16 protein-coding genes are annotated in these 16,485 nt (G+C 62.3%); 9 read left to right on the plus strand and 7 right to left on the minus strand.

The features are described 5' to 3' along the window. Positions 1–56 precede the first annotated feature (56 nt). A complete protein-coding gene (gene htpG, locus ACSZOQ_RS19460; protein WP_439923999.1) occupies positions 57–1,958 on the plus strand; it encodes a molecular chaperone HtpG in 1,902 nt (633 codons plus the stop codon). A gap of 98 nt (positions 1,959–2,056) precedes the next feature. On the opposite strand, the gene ACSZOQ_RS19465 is transcribed toward htpG, so the two are convergent. The 3 genes from ACSZOQ_RS19465 to ACSZOQ_RS19475 form a co-directional block, all read right to left on the minus strand. Continuing rightward, on the minus strand, positions 2,057–2,437 hold the full coding sequence (locus ACSZOQ_RS19465; RefSeq protein ID WP_439924001.1) for a DUF488 domain-containing protein: 381 nt from the start codon (positions 2,435–2,437) through the stop codon (positions 2,057–2,059). A gap of 77 nt (positions 2,438–2,514) precedes the next feature. After that, complete coding sequence (gene fdxA, locus ACSZOQ_RS19470) at positions 2,515–2,853, minus strand: ferredoxin FdxA (protein WP_439924002.1); 339 nt, start codon at positions 2,851–2,853, stop codon at positions 2,515–2,517. A 310-nt stretch (positions 2,854–3,163) separates the two neighbouring features. Continuing rightward, positions 3,164–4,438: a TAXI family TRAP transporter solute-binding subunit gene (locus ACSZOQ_RS19475; RefSeq protein WP_439926155.1), complete on the minus strand. Its 1,275-nt coding sequence runs from the start codon at positions 4,436–4,438 to the stop codon at positions 3,164–3,166. 308 nt (positions 4,439–4,746) lie between these two features. Between ACSZOQ_RS19475 and ACSZOQ_RS19480 the strand changes: the two genes are divergently transcribed. The 7 genes from ACSZOQ_RS19480 (at position 4,747) to ACSZOQ_RS19510 (ending at position 10,578) form a co-directional block, all read left to right on the plus strand. Then, complete coding sequence (locus tag ACSZOQ_RS19480) at positions 4,747–5,052, plus strand: 4a-hydroxytetrahydrobiopterin dehydratase (RefSeq protein WP_439924003.1); 306 nt, start codon at positions 4,747–4,749, stop codon at positions 5,050–5,052. 101 nt (positions 5,053–5,153) lie between these two features. After that, entirely contained in the window at positions 5,154–5,531 is a 378-nt protein-coding gene (locus ACSZOQ_RS19485; protein WP_439924004.1) for a YkvA family protein, read from the plus strand. A gap of 472 nt (positions 5,532–6,003) precedes the next feature. Further along, positions 6,004–6,573 (plus strand): invasion associated locus B family protein, encoded by a 570-nt coding sequence (locus ACSZOQ_RS19490; protein WP_439924005.1) that lies wholly within the window; start codon positions 6,004–6,006, stop codon positions 6,571–6,573. A gap of 126 nt (positions 6,574–6,699) precedes the next feature. Further along, positions 6,700–7,893, plus strand: coding sequence for a 23S rRNA (adenine(2503)-C(2))-methyltransferase RlmN (gene rlmN / locus ACSZOQ_RS19495; RefSeq protein ID WP_439926156.1), 1,194 nt, complete (start codon positions 6,700–6,702; stop codon positions 7,891–7,893). Between the two features lie 65 nt (positions 7,894–7,958). Next, positions 7,959–8,435 carry a hypothetical protein gene (locus ACSZOQ_RS19500; protein ID WP_439924006.1) on the plus strand — a complete coding sequence of 159 codons (477 nt, stop codon included), beginning with the start codon at positions 7,959–7,961 and terminating at the stop codon, positions 8,433–8,435. A 48-nt stretch (positions 8,436–8,483) separates the two neighbouring features. After that, positions 8,484–9,272: a phosphatase PAP2 family protein gene (locus tag ACSZOQ_RS19505; protein WP_439924007.1), complete on the plus strand. Its 789-nt coding sequence runs from the start codon at positions 8,484–8,486 to the stop codon at positions 9,270–9,272. Between the two features lie 76 nt (positions 9,273–9,348). Further along, on the plus strand, positions 9,349–10,578 hold the full coding sequence (locus ACSZOQ_RS19510; protein ID WP_439924008.1) for an argininosuccinate synthase: 1,230 nt from the start codon (positions 9,349–9,351) through the stop codon (positions 10,576–10,578). Positions 10,579–10,662: 84 nt separating this feature from the next. Here ACSZOQ_RS19510 and ACSZOQ_RS19515 read toward each other — a convergent pair whose 3' ends face one another. Both ACSZOQ_RS19515 and ACSZOQ_RS19520 read right to left on the minus strand, forming a co-directional pair. Next, positions 10,663–12,630, minus strand: a complete 1,968-nt coding sequence (locus ACSZOQ_RS19515; RefSeq protein ID WP_439924009.1) for an OmpA family protein — start codon at positions 12,628–12,630, stop codon at positions 10,663–10,665. 209 nt (positions 12,631–12,839) lie between these two features. Then, on the minus strand, positions 12,840–13,097 hold the full coding sequence (locus ACSZOQ_RS19520) for a hypothetical protein (RefSeq protein WP_439924010.1): 258 nt from the start codon (positions 13,095–13,097) through the stop codon (positions 12,840–12,842). Between the two features lie 157 nt (positions 13,098–13,254). Between ACSZOQ_RS19520 and ACSZOQ_RS19525 the strand changes: the two genes are divergently transcribed. After that, a complete protein-coding gene (locus ACSZOQ_RS19525; protein ID WP_439924011.1) occupies positions 13,255–13,683 on the plus strand; it encodes a CAP domain-containing protein in 429 nt (142 codons plus the stop codon). 35 nt (positions 13,684–13,718) lie between these two features. Here ACSZOQ_RS19525 and ACSZOQ_RS19530 read toward each other — a convergent pair whose 3' ends face one another. Together ACSZOQ_RS19530 and sdhA are read right to left on the minus strand one after the other, a co-directional pair. Then, positions 13,719–14,501, minus strand: coding sequence for a succinate dehydrogenase iron-sulfur subunit (locus tag ACSZOQ_RS19530; protein ID WP_439924012.1), 783 nt, complete (start codon positions 14,499–14,501; stop codon positions 13,719–13,721). Between the two features lie 158 nt (positions 14,502–14,659). Further along, the gene (gene sdhA / locus ACSZOQ_RS19535) at positions 14,660–16,483 is read right to left on the minus strand and encodes a succinate dehydrogenase flavoprotein subunit (protein WP_439924013.1); all 1,824 of its coding nucleotides are present in this window, start codon (positions 16,481–16,483) and stop codon (positions 14,660–14,662) included. Positions 16,484–16,485 lie beyond the last annotated feature (2 nt).

Genomic DNA, 16,485 nt, shown 5'->3' on the forward strand with positions numbered 1-16,485 from the left:
TCATCGGATGATGATTTCCTGAGGCAGGATGTTCAAGGGTTCAAGGTAAAGCGAATATGACCTCGACAATCGACACGGATGGTGCGGCCGAGAGCCGGGTGTTTGAAGCGGATGTCGCCAAGCTGCTCCAGATGATGGTGCACTCGGTCTATTCCGATAAGGATGTGTTCCTGCGGGAGCTGATTTCAAACGCAGCGGATGCCTGCGAGCGGCTGCGTTATGACGCAATCAGCGATCCCGCATTGCTGGCGGATGATGCCAGGCCGCAGATTGCCATAACCATCGATGCGGAACGGCGGCAATTGACGGTCGCGGACAACGGCATCGGCATGAGCCGGGACGAGATGGTCGACGCGCTGGGTACGATCGCCCGGTCGGGCACCAAGGCTTTCATCGAGCAGGCCAAGGCTGCGGAAGGCGGCGACGGAGTGACGCTGATCGGTCAGTTCGGGGTCGGTTTCTACTCGGCCTTCATGGTGGCGGATCAGGTCGATGTGATCTCGCGGCGCGCGAACGCCGGGGAAAGCTGGCGCTGGTCGTCGGACGGGAAGGGAACGTTCACGGTTACGCCCGTGGATGAGAGCGAAGCCCCCGTGAGAGGCACCCGCGTGATCCTTCATCTCACCGAAGACGCCAAGGGATATACAGATCGGCTCAAGCTCGAACAGATGGTCCGGGAGCAATCCGGTCATGTGCCGGTTCCGATCGTGCTTGTCGAGAATCCCGGAGCTGCCCCGACTGAGATTGCTGATGGCGCGGCGCTGTGGACGAAGCCGCGCGGTGAGATCAGCGCTTCCGAATATGCCGACTTCTACCGCAGCGTTGCGGGCCATTTCGATGAACCGGCGCTCACGGTGCATTTCCGCGCCGAAGGGCGACAGGAGTTCACTGCGCTCCTGTTCGTACCGCAAACCAGGTCCTTCGATCTGTTTGAAACCGATCGCAAGGGACCAATAAAGCTCTACGTGAAGCGCGTCTTTATTACCGACGATGCCGATCTGCTGCCCCGCTATCTGCGGTTCGTGCGCGGCGTCGTCGACTCGGCGGATCTTCCGCTCAATATCTCGCGCGAAATGATTCAGGAAAGCCCGATCCTGGCCGCGATCAAGAAGAGCATCACCGGCCGTATCCTGAGCGAACTCGAGAAACTCGCCGAGAAGGACGCGGCGGCTTACGGAAAGATCTGGGAGGCCTTCGGTCCGCTCTTCAAGGAAGGCATATACGATGCCGCCGACCGGCGCGATGTTATCCTCGGGCTCTCCCGCTTCAAGACCACGACGGGATCGCTGCGAAGCCTTAAGGATTACATCGGCGCCCTGAAAAACAATCAGACCTCGATCTATTATCTCGCCGGGCAGGATGCTACGCGTCTCGAAACCTCGCCCCATCTGGAGGGTTTCCGTGCTCGCGGTGTGGAGGTGCTGCTGCTGTCAGATCCAGTCGACAGCTTCTGGGTTACCTCCGGACCAAGCTTTGAAGGGAAGCCGTTCAAATCCGTGACGCAGGGTGCCGCGGATCTGGCGGCGATCCCGCGCGTCGATGCGCACGCAGAAACCCAGCAGGACGTCAGCGCTGGTGTCACGGAGTTCCTCTCCTTTCTCAAGACGACGCTCGCCGATCTGGTTTCCGACGTGCGCTCGTCCGAGCGTCTCACCGATAGCCCCGTTTGCCTCATTGCGGCCGAGTCGGGCCCTGATCGGCAACTGGAAAAAATTCTCGTTGGCGTCGGACAGCTCACCGGCGCATCCAAGCCGGTTCTCGAGGTGAATCCGAGGCATCCGCTGATCGCTTCGCTGGCGGCGCTCGGGGATAGCGATCGCGCGTTCAAGGAGGACACGGCGCGAATGCTGCTCGATGACGCGCGCGTTCTTGACGGCGACCGTCCCAGCGATGCGCTTGAGTTTTCCAAGCGGCTTGCCCGCATTGTCGAGCGGGGACTGCGCGGTTCGACCGCGTAGCTCGGAGGATTCGTCGACGCTTCGAAACGCAAGAAATTCCGGGTTCTCGTGCGACACGCACCCTCAGATGCGCAGTTGCGCATCGGAGGATGACGCCGCTACGACCGCGTGCCGATGCGGCTCAGGAGAACATCTCTCAAGACGACCGCATTGTTGTACGCTTCGTCATGGGCCGCAAAGACGAGCGTTATCCGGCCTGACCGGGCGCATGCACGCAGTTCGTCGAGCCGTTCCGGGTATCCGCGGATCTCGTCCGCGTATCGTTGTCGAAACTCCTGCCAGCGGGCGGGCTCGTGCCCGAACCACTTGCGCAGCTTAGTGCTGGGCGCGATGTCCTTGACCCAATGATCGATAGCGGCGTCCGTCTTGCGAAGGCCGCGGGGCCATAAGCGGTCAACCAGTATTCGTGTGCCGTCGCCTTTCGTGGGAGGCTCATAGGCTCGCTTCACGTTGATGTTTTTGGCCGCAAGCCGCGTCATGGCCCTTCTTCAAAATACAGGTTACGTCGTCGCTTCCGGCGATGCGTGTCCTGAATCCGAGAGCAGTGGGCGTTCTCTCAGTCGCCTTGCCCGGGATTTGCCGAGAAATATTGCTCCAGCTTGCCAGTAACGCCGTCGAAGGCTTTCGCGTCGGCTGGGGCATCGCGCTTGATGGTAATGTTCGGCCAGACCGAAGCATATTCGGCGTTCAGCTTGAGCCAATTTTCGAGACCCGGCTCCGTGTCGGCAACAATGGCCTCGGCTGGACACTCCGGCTCGCAAACGCCGCAGTCGATGCACTCATCCGGATGGATGACGAGCATATTGTCGCCTTCGTAGAAGCAGTCGACGGGACATACCTCCACACAATCCATGTATTTGCACTTGATACAATTTTCGGTGACAACGAAAGTCATCTCGAAGACTCCGCGAGGACAGGAAGACAAGCTGGACTGGCATCGGCGCGAACCTTGGCGCAAATGCGTCGACGATCCCGCGAATGCCATTCTCGTATATACATACAAGCTCCGTGGCCAAGTAGATCATGTGGCACACGCCACCACGAGAACGCCGAGCGCAGCCGGATCGGAAACTCAAACGGTCCATATAAGATATATTATATATACCTCTTATATATCCAAGCTCGCTATAAATCAATATTTTATAGTAATTCTCGATCGCGGCGGGTTCCGCTTCCCCCAAAATGACGTCGCTGCAATATCATCGTCAGGTTGTAGCGCGGAGCGGAACGCTCGCCAATTGCGGATGCTGCGGCGTGCTCGTCAGCAGCCATTTGCGGTCCACGACGGAGTTGTGGAACTGCTCGAGAGCGATGTTGAAGGCGGTCAGCGACCCTTCCTCGATCGCGCCGTTCTCGAAACCGTTCAGCGTGTCGCGCAGGATGGCGTCGGCTTCCGCCTGCATCAAGTCGAGTTCGTCCAGGGAATCGCTCCGGCGCGCCAGCGCGATCATGTCGAGCAGCCGGTCACGCTGGGTCGCGTTGCCGACCCGCTCGTCTTTCTTCATATAACTCGCGAACCAGGCGCCTGCTGACCCCGTCGCCGACATCGCCATCAGCGTCCACCAGATGTAATCGCTGTAGCGATCGAGGAAGGTTTTTTCTTCACCGTCGACATAGGCTGCAGCGCCCGGATGAACAGGAATCACCGCGTCTTTGTCGGTATCGGGTGTCTCGATTTTCGCGGCCAGCGGGAAATCCGATATGATCTGCTGCCGGATTGCGAAAAGCTGCCGGGTAAACGCGGCAACGGTCGCGTCCGACAGACTTTTTCGAGCGACGATGTGATGTGAGAAGCTGATCGTTTTCACCTCGTCGTCGGGTCGGGCGGGGGAGCCGCCGAACGCGCCTGGCGGAATTTCCGCAGCTTCGTATACCGGATGATTTTGCGCGATCGCGTCGGCGGAATCGATCGCGAGGAAGGTCGGCGCGCCGCCGTCGCGTGCGGAGGCCGCAATGGCGTCCGCGGTGATCTTGCTGTTGACGGGACCGGCGGCGAGAAACGCATCCGCTTTCTGGGCGCGGATCGCCTCGGCGACCTCGGTTGTGGCGAACCGGACGATGTCCACCTTCGCGAGATCGACGTTATATTGCTGCAGTATCACTTTCAGCAAATTCACATTGGCGTCGGTGAGGCCGACGACGCCGATGCGATGGCCGGCGAGCTGCGTGATATTCTTGATTTTAACGGCCTTGGCGTTTTTGCCCTTCGGCTTCGGTGGAACCCATAAAACAGCGACGCTCTTGCGCAGCGTCGCGACGGCCTGCGCATTCTTCGGAACATCGAGGTCGCCGCGAACGATCGCGAGGTCGGCCTCGCCGTCGGACAAGGCGGCGGCGCTCGCGACCACTCCATCGGTCAGAATCGTGTGCAACCGGATTTCCTTGTGAGCGCGCGCGAAGGCTTGCGCCAGACCCTGAACGACCTTCGCGTCATCGCTGTTTGCGGGGCCGACGGCGACCTGCAGCACCACCGGACGCATGGTGTAATAGTAGATGCCTGCGACCGCACCCACCAGAGCGAGCACTCCGGCCAGCAAGACAAGCGCTAACTTGCGTTGTGCCGAACGCCGGGACGCGGGGGGCTCAGCACCGGGACCATTGGCGGCGGCCGGTCTGGTAGACAATCGCGTGAAATCTGATGTCATGCTGCCAATACGGTTGTACTCACATTCTAGCGATGTTCCGGCCGTTCCGTGGTTACGTTTTCGTTATGGTTGACGGGCCGTTGCCGGTTCTTGACCGGCATTGTGGCATGGATCGGAGCGACTCGGTCAAAAAGGAGGCAGACATGGCGGACCGGCTATCGGCGGACGCACGAAGAGGAGCGGTCAAGGCGTTATCGGGCTGGTCGGAGGTTCCGGGCCGCGAGGCCATCGCCCGCACCTTTACATTCCGGGATTTCAACGAGGCTTTTGGCTTCATGGCGCGCGTCGCGCTGGTCGCCGAAAAGAACGACCATCATCCGGAATGGCGTAACGTCTATAAAACGGTAGAGGTCGTGCTCGCGACCCACGACGCCGGCGGTGTGACCGAGCGCGATATCAGGCTAGCGAAAGCGATGAACGCGATCGCGAGCCAGCTCGGCGTGGCCTGAACGGGCTATGCCGGCCTTGCAGCGGGGAAATGGAGTGCCCACGTGGTAAAAAGCGGCGACTTCGACAATCCGTCGCCCATGACATTTCTGGAACCCTGATGATGGCATCCGAACACAGTGTGGGATTCGAGCCGGCCGACCGACTGGCACAGGACCGCGACAGCGTGCGCCGGCGGTTCTGGCGCAAGCTGAAGCGCGTCGTCGCCAACGTGCCGTTCGCAGAAGATCTGTTGGCCGCCTATTACTGCGCCTTCGACAAGCAGACGCCGCGCCATGTGCAGGCGTCGCTGCTCGGGGCCATCGCCTATTTCATCCTGCCATTCGACTTTGTTCCCGACGTGTTGCCGGTGCTCGGTTTCACCGATGATGCCGCCGTGCTTGCGACGGCGATCAGGATCGTGGCTGCCCATATCACGCCGGAGCATCGCGAGGCCGCGCGCACGGCATTGAAGCGTGGTATCGAGAACGAAGCGGCGTAGCGCCATAAGCAACATGCTGATTGCCCCATGCGCCGTTGCGGTGACATGACGTCTTCACCGTCTTCCAGATCTGCTCACGCCGGCGACGTCCGAAGCCGCGGCTGAATTCCTGACTCGCGGGTCCGGCACAGGCGCAGCCGGTCTCGGACGCGCAGGTATATGTCGATGTCATTACTAGTGGTCCGATTCTAACATTTGCATCCCGTTGCGGCAGGAGTTCTTGCAAATGTTAGAATCAAAGGACCACTAGCCAATATGAGATTTCTAGTGGAGTTTTGAATTTGACATTCGCTTGCCGCGTTTGCTGCAAAGGGGGTAGCGAATGTCAAATTCACTCCACTAGCTTGCGAATCGGGACGCGAGCCGCGAGGATAGAGCCGCCTTCACAAATCAGGCATTTCCGGTTATTCCGCGATGATGCGTGACCCGCGTCAAGCCATCTTCCAGTCACAATGATAGGGGACGAGATTTGATGATGTCGATGCGGCAACTGCTGACGGTTCTGGTGGGAAGTCTGCTGGCAGGCGGGGTGAGCCTTGTTCCCGCACTCAGTGCGCCGAAGCCGGCTGCGGCGGCAACGGGTGGCGGTGGTTCGGAGCCGACGTTGCTCGGACAGTTCGGCGCGTGGGGCGCCTATACCGCATCACCGAACGGCAAGAAGGTCTGCTTCGCCCTTGCCAAGCCGGCATCCTCGAAAACCAATCCGCCCAATCGCCCGCGCGATTCGGCCTACGCCTTCGTCTCGACGCGGCCGGCGGAAAAAGTGGCGAACGAAGTGTCGGTCATGATCGGCTATCACCTCAAGCCGGGTTCGGAAGCCACCCTCGAAGTCGGCGGCGCAAGCTTCGAGATGTACACCCAGGGCGACGGCATCTGGATCAAGAACGCCGCCGAGGAAGATCGGCTGATCGATGCCATGCGCAAGTCCGCCGATGCGACCGTCAAGGGCGTGTCGTCCAAGGGGACGCAGACCATCGACGTCTTTTCCCTTAAGGGCCTATCCCAGGCGCTGGACAAGGTCGGGCAGGATTGCAGGCGCTAGTGGCGTTAAGGCTTTTCAGCGGACCGTGGAAGGCTTATGTCATGCGGCATGAGCGAAACGCCCCACAACTTGAGTACTGTTCCGACTGATCCCGCCACCGCGACCAGCATGCCGGGTGTGCGCGGAATGGCGACCGGCGACGCCCCTCTGGAAAAAATCGCGCTCGAAACCTATATGCCACCGGCGAAACCCTCGCTGATCGGCCTGTCGCGCGCGGAGGTTTCCGAGCGCCTCGCCGCCATCGGCGTCGCGCCGGCGCAACGCAGGATGCGCACTCAGCAGCTCTGGCACTGGATGTATGTCCGCGGTGCGAAGACGTTCGGCGAGATGACCAGCGTGTCGAAGGACATGCGCACCGAACTCGAACGGCACGTTACGGTCGACCGGCCCGAAGTGGTTGCCGAGCAGATTTCCAACGACGGAACGCGCAAATGGCTGCTTCGGCTGCCGAGCGGCAACGATCTCGAAAAGCCGCATGAAGTCGAGTGCGTCTACATTCCCGAGACCGATCGCGGCACGCTGTGCGTCTCCTCGCAGGTTGGCTGCACGCTGAATTGCTCATTCTGCCACACCGGCACACAACGCCTGGTGCGCAATCTCACGGCGGGCGAAATCGTCGGCCAGATCATGGTGGCGCGCGACCGGCTGAACGACTGGGCCGACCGCGAGACGCCGCATGGCAATCGCCTCGTCACCAACATCGTGATGATGGGGATGGGCGAGCCGCTCTACAATTTCGACGCAGTTCGCGACGCGCTTTTGATCGTCGCCGACAACGAAGGTATCGGTATCTCGAAGCGTCGCATCACGCTGTCGACGTCCGGCGTGGTGCCTAATATTGTCCGCACCGGCGAGGAAATCGGCGTCATGCTGGCGATCTCGCTGCACGCGGTTCGCGACGAGCTGCGCAACGAGCTGGTGCCGCTGAACCGCAAATATCCGATCACTGAGTTGATGCAGGCGTGTCGTGATTATCCCGCAGCCTCTAACGCCAAACGGATCACGTTCGAATATGTGATGCTGAAGGGCGTCAACGATTCGCTCGACGACGCCAAGCTTCTGGTGAAGCTGCTCAAGGGCATCCACGCCAAGATCAATCTGATTCCATTCAATCCGTGGCCTGGCACGCGCTATGAATGCTCGGACTGGGATCAGATCGAGAAATTTTCCGAATATATTTTCAACGCCGGATATTCCTCGCCGGTGCGCACGCCGCGAGGTCGCGACATTCTGGCCGCCTGCGGCCAGCTCAAGTCCGAAACCGAGAAGCTGTCGGCCCGCGAGCGTCAGGCGCTTCGCGCCATGGCGATGACGGATTGAGGCATGATCCCGAAAAGTGGGAACCGGTTTTCGGATAAGATCATGCCAAACCGATTGAGTTTCTCATGTCCCTGATAGGCCGGTTGTTCGCGATCGTGTTCGGGTTGGTGGCCGCCTGCTTCGTTGCCGGAATGGTCATTGTCATCGCGCTGCTATATCCCGAGTTCAGCAACCTCGGCACCGGTCCGATCGACACCGACGCGTTCGACATCGTGCTCGGCTTCGGCTTTATCTTCGTCAGTGGCTTTGCGCTGCTGCCGGCAATGATCGTGGTCCTCGTCACCGAAGCCTTTTATGTCCGCGGCATATTGGCTTACGCTGCCGGCGGTGCGATTTGCGGTGCCGCCTGTTACCTCGGCCTGATCCCGTTTGATCCGGCGACCATGCATTTCGAAGGCATCGTGCGCCGCCATCTCGAAATCATGACCGGCGCCGGGGTTGTCGCGGGCTTCACCTATTGGCTGATCGCTGGGCGCAATGCCGGCGCCTGGCGTGAGCGTCCGCGCGGCCCGCAGCCTCCTGATCTGCCAGCGCAGACCTGATGCTGTGCGGCCTTTCCATGCCGGTCGTCGTCGGCTAAACCGCGCGTCATGAACCGCGCCGGATTAATCATCGCGCTCGGGCTTGCGCTCGTGATCGGGATCGTGTTCGGGATTCATCCCGAATATGATCTGCGTCTTGCCGCGCTGTTCTACGATCCCGTGACGAAAACCTTTCCGCTCAAATCGGATGCGTTGGCCTCATTTGCGCGCAATGCCGCGATGTGGGTGGCATGGGCGTTCGCGCTGCCTGCGATTGTCGCACTGGTGGTCAAGATGCTTCGTCCCGACCGCCCGCTCATGATGTCGGGCCGAGCCGTCGCGTTTCTGCTCATCACCATGCTGCTCAGTGCTGGGATCCTGACCAACCTGACGTTCAAGAGCCATTGGGGCCGGCCGCGACCCGTGATGGTGACGGAATTCAACGGCCCATGGAAATTCATGGCGTGGTGGGACCCGCGCGGCGAGTGCGGCAAGAACTGTTCCTTCTTCTCCGGCGAGGGCGCGACCGCCTTCTGGACCTTGGCGCCGGCTGTGCTGACGCCGCCGGTGTGGCGGCCGCTGGCCTATGCAGGCGCGGTCACGTTCGGCGTTGTCACCAGCGTGCTGCGGATGGCGTTCGGTGGTCATTTCTTCACCGACGTGGCGACGGCCGGTCTGGTGGCGTTTCTGGTGGTCTGGCTGGTTCATGGCTACATCTACCGCTGGCCGGCGACGCGGAAGAGCGACGCGGAGATCGATGCCGCGCTGACGCGGTTTGCCTGGCCCGGCTATCGGATGCGGCAACGGTGGCGGGGCCGCGATGTCGGCCCGGTACCCGTGCCGAACAAGCCGGTCTGAGCCTCTCCCGGACCTTGCACGAGGTTTGGTTCTGCCTATAGTCCCCGCCGAATTCACGTCATTCCACAGGATTTTCATGAGCAAGAAGGTGGAGAAGGTGGTGCTTGCCTATTCGGGCGGGCTCGACACCTCGATTATCTTGAAATGGTTGCAGACCACCTACGGCGCCGAGGTCGTGACCTTCACCGCCGATCTCGGTCAGGGCGAGGAACTGGAGCCGGCGCGCAAGAAGGCGCTGCTGCTCGGTATCAAGCCTGAGAACATTTTCATCGAGGACCTGCGTGAGGAGTTCGTCCGCGACTATGTGTTCCCGATGTTCCGCGCCAACGCGGTCTACGAGGGCCAGTATCTGCTCGGGACCTCGATCGCCCGGCCGCTGATTGCGAAGAAGCAGATCGAGATCGCAGAGAAGGTCGGCGCCGATGCAGTGTCGCACGGCGCGACCGGCAAGGGTAACGATCAGGTCCGATTCGAACTCGGTTACTATGCACTGAAGCCAGACATCACCATCATCGCGCCGTGGCGCGAATGGGATCTGCGCTCGCGCGAGGCGCTGATCGCGTTCGCCGAGCAGCATCAGATTCCGATCGCCAAGGACAAGCGCGGCGAGGCGCCGTTCTCGGTCGACGCCAACCTTCTTCATGCCTCCAGCGAAGGCAAGGTGCTGGAAGACCCCGCGCAGGAAGTGCCGGATTATGTGTATTCCCGCACCATCGATCCGCAGGCCGCGCCGGACCAGCCGACCTATATTTCAATCGACTTTGAGAAGGGCGACGCCGTTGCCATCGATGGCAATAAGATGTCGCCCGCAATCTTACTCGCGAAACTGAATGAACTCGGCCGCGCCAACGGCATCGGCCGGCTCGATCTGGTCGAGAACCGTTTCGTCGGCATGAAGTCGCGCGGCATGTACGAGACCCCCGGCGGCACGATCCTTCTCGTCGCCCATCGCGGCATTGAGCAGATCACGCTCGATCGCGGCGCGGCGCATCTGAAGGATGAGCTGATGCCGAAATATGCCGAGCTGGTCTACAACGGCTTCTGGTTCTCGCCGGAGCGCGAGATGCTGCAGGCCGCGATCGATCATTCGCAGCAATACGTCACCGGTCAGGTGCGGCTGAAGCTCTACAAGGGCAATGTCATCCTCGTCGGCCGCGACAGCAAGTATTCGCTGTACGATCAGGATCTCGTCACCTTCGAGGAAGGTGCTGTGGCCTACGATCACCGTGACGCGGCCGGATTCATCAAGCTCAACGCGCTGCGGTTGCGCACGCTCGGCCAGCGCAAGAAGAAGCTGGGGCTGTGAGAATCGCCGTCATTGCTCGCAATGACTGAAACAAAAATGGCCGGGATCGTTCCCGGCCATTTTCGTTTTGATATTTGCCTGTGATCAGCGACGCGGCGGCGGCTCCGCCGAGGCCTGACCGCCGTTCAAGAGCGGCGTGATACGACGCGCCGTGACGCGGCGATTCTCCCGCGCGGGACCATCGGTCTGCACCTTCAGGTTCTGCTCGCCGTAGCCCTGAGTCACGAGGTTCTCCGCCGGCACCTGGAATTGCTGGGTCAGCAATTCAGCGGCCGACTGCGCGCGGCGATCCGACAGCGACAGGTTGTCGACATCGTTACCCACGGCGTCGGTGTGTCCCTCGATCAGGAACACCTCACGCGGATTGCGTGAAATCGCGCGATTGATGCCATCGGCGATTACTTGCAACTTTGCCGCCTGATCGGCAGGAATCTCCCATGATCCTGTCTCGAAGTTGATGGTGTCGATATCGATGCTGGGCATCCGCGCGCGCACCATCGGGCTGTAACGGACTTCATCGAGCGTATAGGCGCGCTCGATCGTCTCCACCGGTGGTGCCATCAGCGTATCGTAGATCACCTCGGGTGAAGCGTCCTCCGCCTCGACGATGTAGCGGTCTCGCGGGATTGCAATGCGCGGCGGCGGCAGCGAGACGAAATAGCCGCCAATTGCACCGGCCACCACTCCGGCGGCAACGCCGGCCGCTATTGAACCGCCATGGCGGCCACGGTCGTGGTCGTAATGGCTGTTGTCGATGATGATGATTTCCTGGCCACGCTGGTCACGCCGGATTCGCCGCAGCATCCTGCCATCACGATCATTGATGGTGATGATCTGCGAGCCATCCGGTCGCATCACCACGGTGCGGGTGTCGTTGCCGACCCGCTCCTGCCGGATATCGCGCGCGCCATAGCGGAAGCGATCTTCTTCATTGTGCCGAATGAACGACTGCCCGCTCGGATCGCGCACGATGACCCGGCCCGGCTCGGTGATGATGGTGCGGCCATCCTGTTGCGTCTCGCGCCGCTCGGCGCGGAAGCCTTCAATGTTGCGCGGCCCTTGCCGTGCCGCGCCAGGCGCGATCGGGGTGAGCGCTTGCGCGTTCGTCGGTGGCGGCGGCAGCGGGGTCGTGACGGTGGGTGGCCCGTGACGGGCGACCGGCGCGCCCGCCGGCAGCGCCGTCTGACTGCCGGGTGCAGCAGAGGGCTGCGCTCCCGCTTTAGTCCCGGGGACGGCCGGAGGGCTTGCCGCTGGCGCAGTCGGACTGTTCGGCGGGGTGGCCGCGGGCGAAGCCGTTGGCGCGGATGGCGTGGCAGGCGCGGCACGGGGCGACGTTGGGGTTGCGCTTGGCGCTACCGGAGTCGTGCCGGGTGCCGTCGTCTGTGCGGGCGCTGCGCCCTTTTGGTGGTCCCCAGGAGCTCCCGGTCCGCCGTGGTCGCGGCCGGGTCCACCGCGGCCTCCTTCCTGGCGTCGCATCGCATTCGGCTCTGCGTTGGCAGGCGGCGTCGAAGGTGAAGTGCTTGGTTGCTGCACTATCGGAGCAGGCGTCGTCGGGGCCGATTTTGTCGCGGCCGGAGGCGGCGCGCTCTTCGACTGGGATGGCGGTGCGACGGCTGGGGGCGCGGGCGGCTTCGGGGCTGCCGGAGGCGTAGCCGGTTGCGCCGTCGGCGCAGCTTTCGGTGCGGCCGGAGGAGCGGGAGGCGTTGTGTGCTGAGGTGGTGTCGCCGGCCGCGACGGCGCGGCCGTCGGCGGTGTCACATGGGGTGGTGGCGGCGTGACCGGCCGTGCGGCAGCCGGAGGTGGCGGCGCCGTGGGCGGTGCTGCATGGGGCGGGGGAGCCGCGGGTCGCGCAGGTGCGCCGGGCGGCGGAGTCGGATGAGCAGGTGCAGCTTTCGGCGGCAGTTCTTTCCGCTTTGTATCCTGCCCGCTGTCAGTGGCTGGCGCACCCTGCGCGAGCTGGACCGGCGCGGATTGAGCGTGCGATGGCGTCGTCATCAGCGACGAGACGGTGAGAGCCGACGTGGCGAGCAACACCAGGCGAAAGTTCGTCATGACAATCTTTATCCCAACAAAAAATTTCGGCAACAAACGCGAAGCCTGCTGGCCGACGGTGGCGGGGTCGCGATCAACGGATAGCGATAAGGCTGTAATGTGGCGGCGATCGGCAGCGAAGACTGATTTTATTTTCGCATGCGCCCGATGAAATGCGCGCGGAATTCATGTCGCATTCAGATCATGCATTCATCCGTAGACATGCGTTGCTAGGTGAGTACATCGGTCGCAGGGGGTTGCGCGGGCGGAGTCGGCGGGGCCTGTGGCGGCAATTCGTCCGGCATCTGGCCGGGCAATTCCTGCGGCGGCGGGGGCGAGTCCGGCTCGTGCATCGGGGATGGCACATCGGGACCGGGCTGCGGATTACCGGGCGGGTCTTCACGCGGCGGCTCCGCCGGACGGCCCGGTTGAACGGGCGGCGCTTCCGTCGGCACTTCCGTCGGTTCATCACCCATCGCGTGCCCCATTGAGTGTCTCCATTCCGAATTGACAGGTCGTCGCAGCAATCTTTGATCGATATGACCTCTTGCAGTGCTAACGGTTCGCATGGCGTGATGTTCCGGAGGCGGCTGCCGCTTGCGGGCCATCCGCCGGTGTCATGGAACTTGCGTGGGGGCGTTTCGAATGAAATCCGTTTTACTGGCGACGACCTTGTTGTTGGCCATGATCGCGAACAGCGCGGTTCGTGCGGACGGCTGCGCATCCGAGATCAGCGCCTATCGGCGCGCGCATGGGCTGTCAGCCGTTCGCGCCGATGCAGCGCTCGACCGGATCGCTCGACAACAAGCCACGGCAATGGCGCGGGCGGAAACGGTCAGCCATGACGTGAATGGCAATTTCTTTGTGCGGATCGCGCCGGTGCATCGCCGGCTGGCAGCTGAGAATGTCGCGGCAGGCTTTCTGACCTGCGCGGAAACGATCCGGCAATGGGATGCGAGCAGCGGGCATCGCGCTAATCTTCAGATGCCGGGCGCGCGTCGCGTCGGCGTCGCGTCGGTCGCAAAGCCGTCATCGCCCTATCGGCGCTTCTGGGCCATGGCGATCACGGATTAAAGCCTGCCCGCGCGTAGGCCGGCTCGCGTCTGGGATCAGACCTGCCGCTCGACCAGCTTTAGCTTCAGCATCGCAATGGCTTCCGACGGATTCAGATTCTTCGGACAGGCCTTGGTGCAATTCAGGATGGTGTGGCAACGATAGAGCCGGAACGGATCCTCGAGATAGTCGAGACGTTCGCCGGTGGCTTCGTCGCGCGAATCGGTGACCCATCGCGCCGCCTGCAGCAGCGCGGCGGGGCCGAGGAAGCGGTCGCTATTCCACCAATAGCTCGGGCATGATGTCGAGCAGCAGGCGCACAGGATGCACTCGTAGAGGCCGTCGAGCTTTTCGCGATCCTGAAGGCTCTGCCGCCATTCCTTCTGCGGCGTCGGCGTCGTGGTCTTCAACCACGGCTCGATCGAGGCGTATTGCGCGTAAAAATTCGTCAGGTCGGGAACGAGGTCTTTCACGACGGGCTGGTGCGGCAGCGGATTGACCTTCACCGTGTCGCCGGCGACGTCGTGCATCGACTTGGTGCAGGCCAGCGTGTTCTGGCCATTGATGTTCATGGCGCAGGAGCCGCACACGCCTTCGCGGCAGGAACGGCGGAAGGTCAGCGTCGGGTCGATATGGTCCTTGATCCAGATCAGAGCGTCGAGCACCCTCGGGCCGCACTCGTTGACATCGACGTGGAAGGTATCGACGCTTGGATTGTTGTCGTCGTCAGGGTTCCAGCGATAGACCTTGAATTCGCGCGTTTCGGTCGCGCCCTCCGACTTCGGCCAGGTCTTGCCGCCGGTGACCTTTGAATTTCTCGGAAGCGCGAATTTAACCATCGGTCTGATCCTATCTCTTCGTCATTCCGGGATGCGTTCTGGACAGCGATAGCCGGTCAGATGCAGACCCGAAATCCATACTCCCTGCCCGGTCCATGGATTCCGGGTTCGCTCGCTGTACTCGCGCCCGGAATGCCGAGCCTTGAAAGTCTTGTCTCTCAATACACCCGCGCCTTCGGCGGAATGTACTGAACGTCGTTGGTCATCGTGTAGTCGTGCACCGGACGGTAGTCGATCGTGGTGACACCGCGATCGCTCAATCGCGCCAGCGAATGCTTCATCCAGTTCTTATCGTCGCGATTAGGATAGTCCTCGCGCGCGTGGGCGCCGCGGCTTTCGGTTCGGTTGGCGGCGGAATCCATCGTCACCACCGCCTGGGAGATGAGGTTGTCGTATTCCATCGTCTCCATCAGGTCGGTGTTCCACACCAGCGAGCGATCGAACACCGCGACGTCTGCAATCCCCTCATGGACTTTGTGGATCAGTTTCTGACCCTCCGCCAGGATGTCGCGGGTGCGGAACACCGCGCAGTTGGCCTGCATCACGCGCTGCATGCTCTCGCGCAGCCTGGCGGTCGGCGTGCCGCCGGAGGCGTAGCGAAATTTGTCGAGGCGACCGAGCGCCATCTCGCTGGAGTTCGCGGGGAGATCGGGCTGCTTGGCGTCGGTGGTGAGCTTTTCGGCGCAGCGCTGGGCGGCGGCGCGGCCGAACACCACGAGATCGATCAGCGAGTTGGAGCCGAGACGGTTGGCGCCGTGCACTGAGACGCAGGCGGCTTCGCCCACCGCCATCAGGCCCGGCACGACCGCATTGTCGTCGCCGCTCGTTTTGGTGACGACTTCGCCGTGGAAGTTGGTGGGGATGCCGCCCATGTTGTAGTGCACAGTCGGCAGGATCGGGATCGGCTCGCGGGTCACGTCGACGCCGGCGAAGATCCTCGCCGACTCCGAGATGCCCGGCAGACGCTCGTGCAGCACTTTCGGGTCGAGATGGTCGAGGTGCAGGAAGATGTGATCTTTCTTCTTGCCGACGCCGCGGCCTTCGCGAATTTCGATCGTCATCGCACGCGAGACGACGTCGCGCGAGGCAAGATCCTTGGCAGAGGGCGCATAGCGCTCCATGAAGCGCTCGCCTTCGGCGTTGACGAGGTAGCCGCCTTCGCCGCGCGCGCCCTCGGTGACGAGGCAGCCCGAACCGTAGATTCCGGTCGGGTGAAACTGGACGAATTCCATGTCCTGCAGCGGCAGGCCAGCGCGCAGCGCCATGCCGCCGCCGTCGCCGGTGCAGATGTGCGCCGAGGTGCAGGAAGCATAGGCGCGTCCATAGCCGCCGGTCGCGAGAATGGTGGTCTGGGCACGGAAGCGGTGCAGCGTGCCGTCGTCGAGCTTCAGCGCGATCACGCCGCGGCAGACGCCCTGATCGTCCATGATGAGGTCGATGGCGAAGAACTCGATGAAGAACTCGGCGGCGTGGCGCAGCGCCTGGCCATACATCGTGTGCAGCATGGCGTGGCCGGTGCGGTCGGCGGCGGCGCAGGTGCGCTGGGCCTGACTCTTGCCGTAATCGATGGTCATGCCGCCAAACGGGCGCTGGTAGATCTTGCCGTCCTCGGTGCGCGAAAACGGCACGCCCCAGTGCTCGAGTTCGTAGACCGCCTCCGGTGCGTTACGCACCATGTACTCGATGCAATCCTGATCGCCGAGCCAATCCGATCCCTTGACGGTATCGTACATGTGCCAGCGCCAGTCGTCCTTGTGCATGTTGCCGAGCGAGGCGGAGATGCCGCCCTGTGCCGCAACGGTGTGCGAGCGGGTCGGAAATACTTTGGTGATGCACGCGGTGCGCAGGCCGGCCTTGCCGCAACCCACAACGGCCCGCAGGCCGGCTCCGCCGGCGCCGACGACGACGACGTCATAAGTATGGTCTTCGATGGGGTAGGCCTTGCCGTTGGCGGCCGCCGCCGCGCTGCCGTTGACGGCCATGA

The sequence above is a fragment of the Nitrobacter sp. JJSN genome (assembly GCF_051912485.1).
In the GTDB taxonomy this organism is placed as follows: domain Bacteria; phylum Pseudomonadota; class Alphaproteobacteria; order Rhizobiales; family Xanthobacteraceae; genus Nitrobacter.

Coding starts and splice junctions, on each gene's coding strand:
- htpG (WP_439923999.1), top strand. CDS start 57: ATGACCTCGACAATCGACACGGATGGTGCGGCCGAGAGCCGGGTGTTT.
- ACSZOQ_RS19465 (WP_439924001.1), bottom strand. CDS start 2,437: ATGACGCGGCTTGCGGCCAAAAACATCAACGTGAAGCGAGCCTATGAG.
- fdxA (WP_439924002.1), bottom strand. CDS start 2,853: ATGACTTTCGTTGTCACCGAAAATTGTATCAAGTGCAAATACATGGAT.
- ACSZOQ_RS19475 (WP_439926155.1), bottom strand. CDS start 4,438: ATGCGTCCGGTGGTGCTGCAGGTCGCCGTCGGCCCCGCAAACAGCGAT.
- ACSZOQ_RS19480 (WP_439924003.1), top strand. CDS start 4,747: ATGGCGGACCGGCTATCGGCGGACGCACGAAGAGGAGCGGTCAAGGCG.
- ACSZOQ_RS19485 (WP_439924004.1), top strand. CDS start 5,154: ATGGCATCCGAACACAGTGTGGGATTCGAGCCGGCCGACCGACTGGCA.
- ACSZOQ_RS19490 (WP_439924005.1), top strand. CDS start 6,004: ATGATGTCGATGCGGCAACTGCTGACGGTTCTGGTGGGAAGTCTGCTG.
- rlmN (WP_439926156.1), top strand. CDS start 6,700: ATGGCGACCGGCGACGCCCCTCTGGAAAAAATCGCGCTCGAAACCTAT.
- ACSZOQ_RS19500 (WP_439924006.1), top strand. CDS start 7,959: ATGTCCCTGATAGGCCGGTTGTTCGCGATCGTGTTCGGGTTGGTGGCC.
- ACSZOQ_RS19505 (WP_439924007.1), top strand. CDS start 8,484: ATGAACCGCGCCGGATTAATCATCGCGCTCGGGCTTGCGCTCGTGATC.
- ACSZOQ_RS19510 (WP_439924008.1), top strand. CDS start 9,349: ATGAGCAAGAAGGTGGAGAAGGTGGTGCTTGCCTATTCGGGCGGGCTC.
- ACSZOQ_RS19515 (WP_439924009.1), bottom strand. CDS start 12,630: ATGACGAACTTTCGCCTGGTGTTGCTCGCCACGTCGGCTCTCACCGTC.
- ACSZOQ_RS19520 (WP_439924010.1), bottom strand. CDS start 13,097: ATGGGGCACGCGATGGGTGATGAACCGACGGAAGTGCCGACGGAAGCG.
- ACSZOQ_RS19525 (WP_439924011.1), top strand. CDS start 13,255: ATGAAATCCGTTTTACTGGCGACGACCTTGTTGTTGGCCATGATCGCG.
- ACSZOQ_RS19530 (WP_439924012.1), bottom strand. CDS start 14,501: ATGGTTAAATTCGCGCTTCCGAGAAATTCAAAGGTCACCGGCGGCAAG.
- sdhA (WP_439924013.1), bottom strand. CDS start 16,483: ATGGCCGTCAACGGCAGCGCGGCGGCGGCCGCCAACGGCAAGGCCTAC.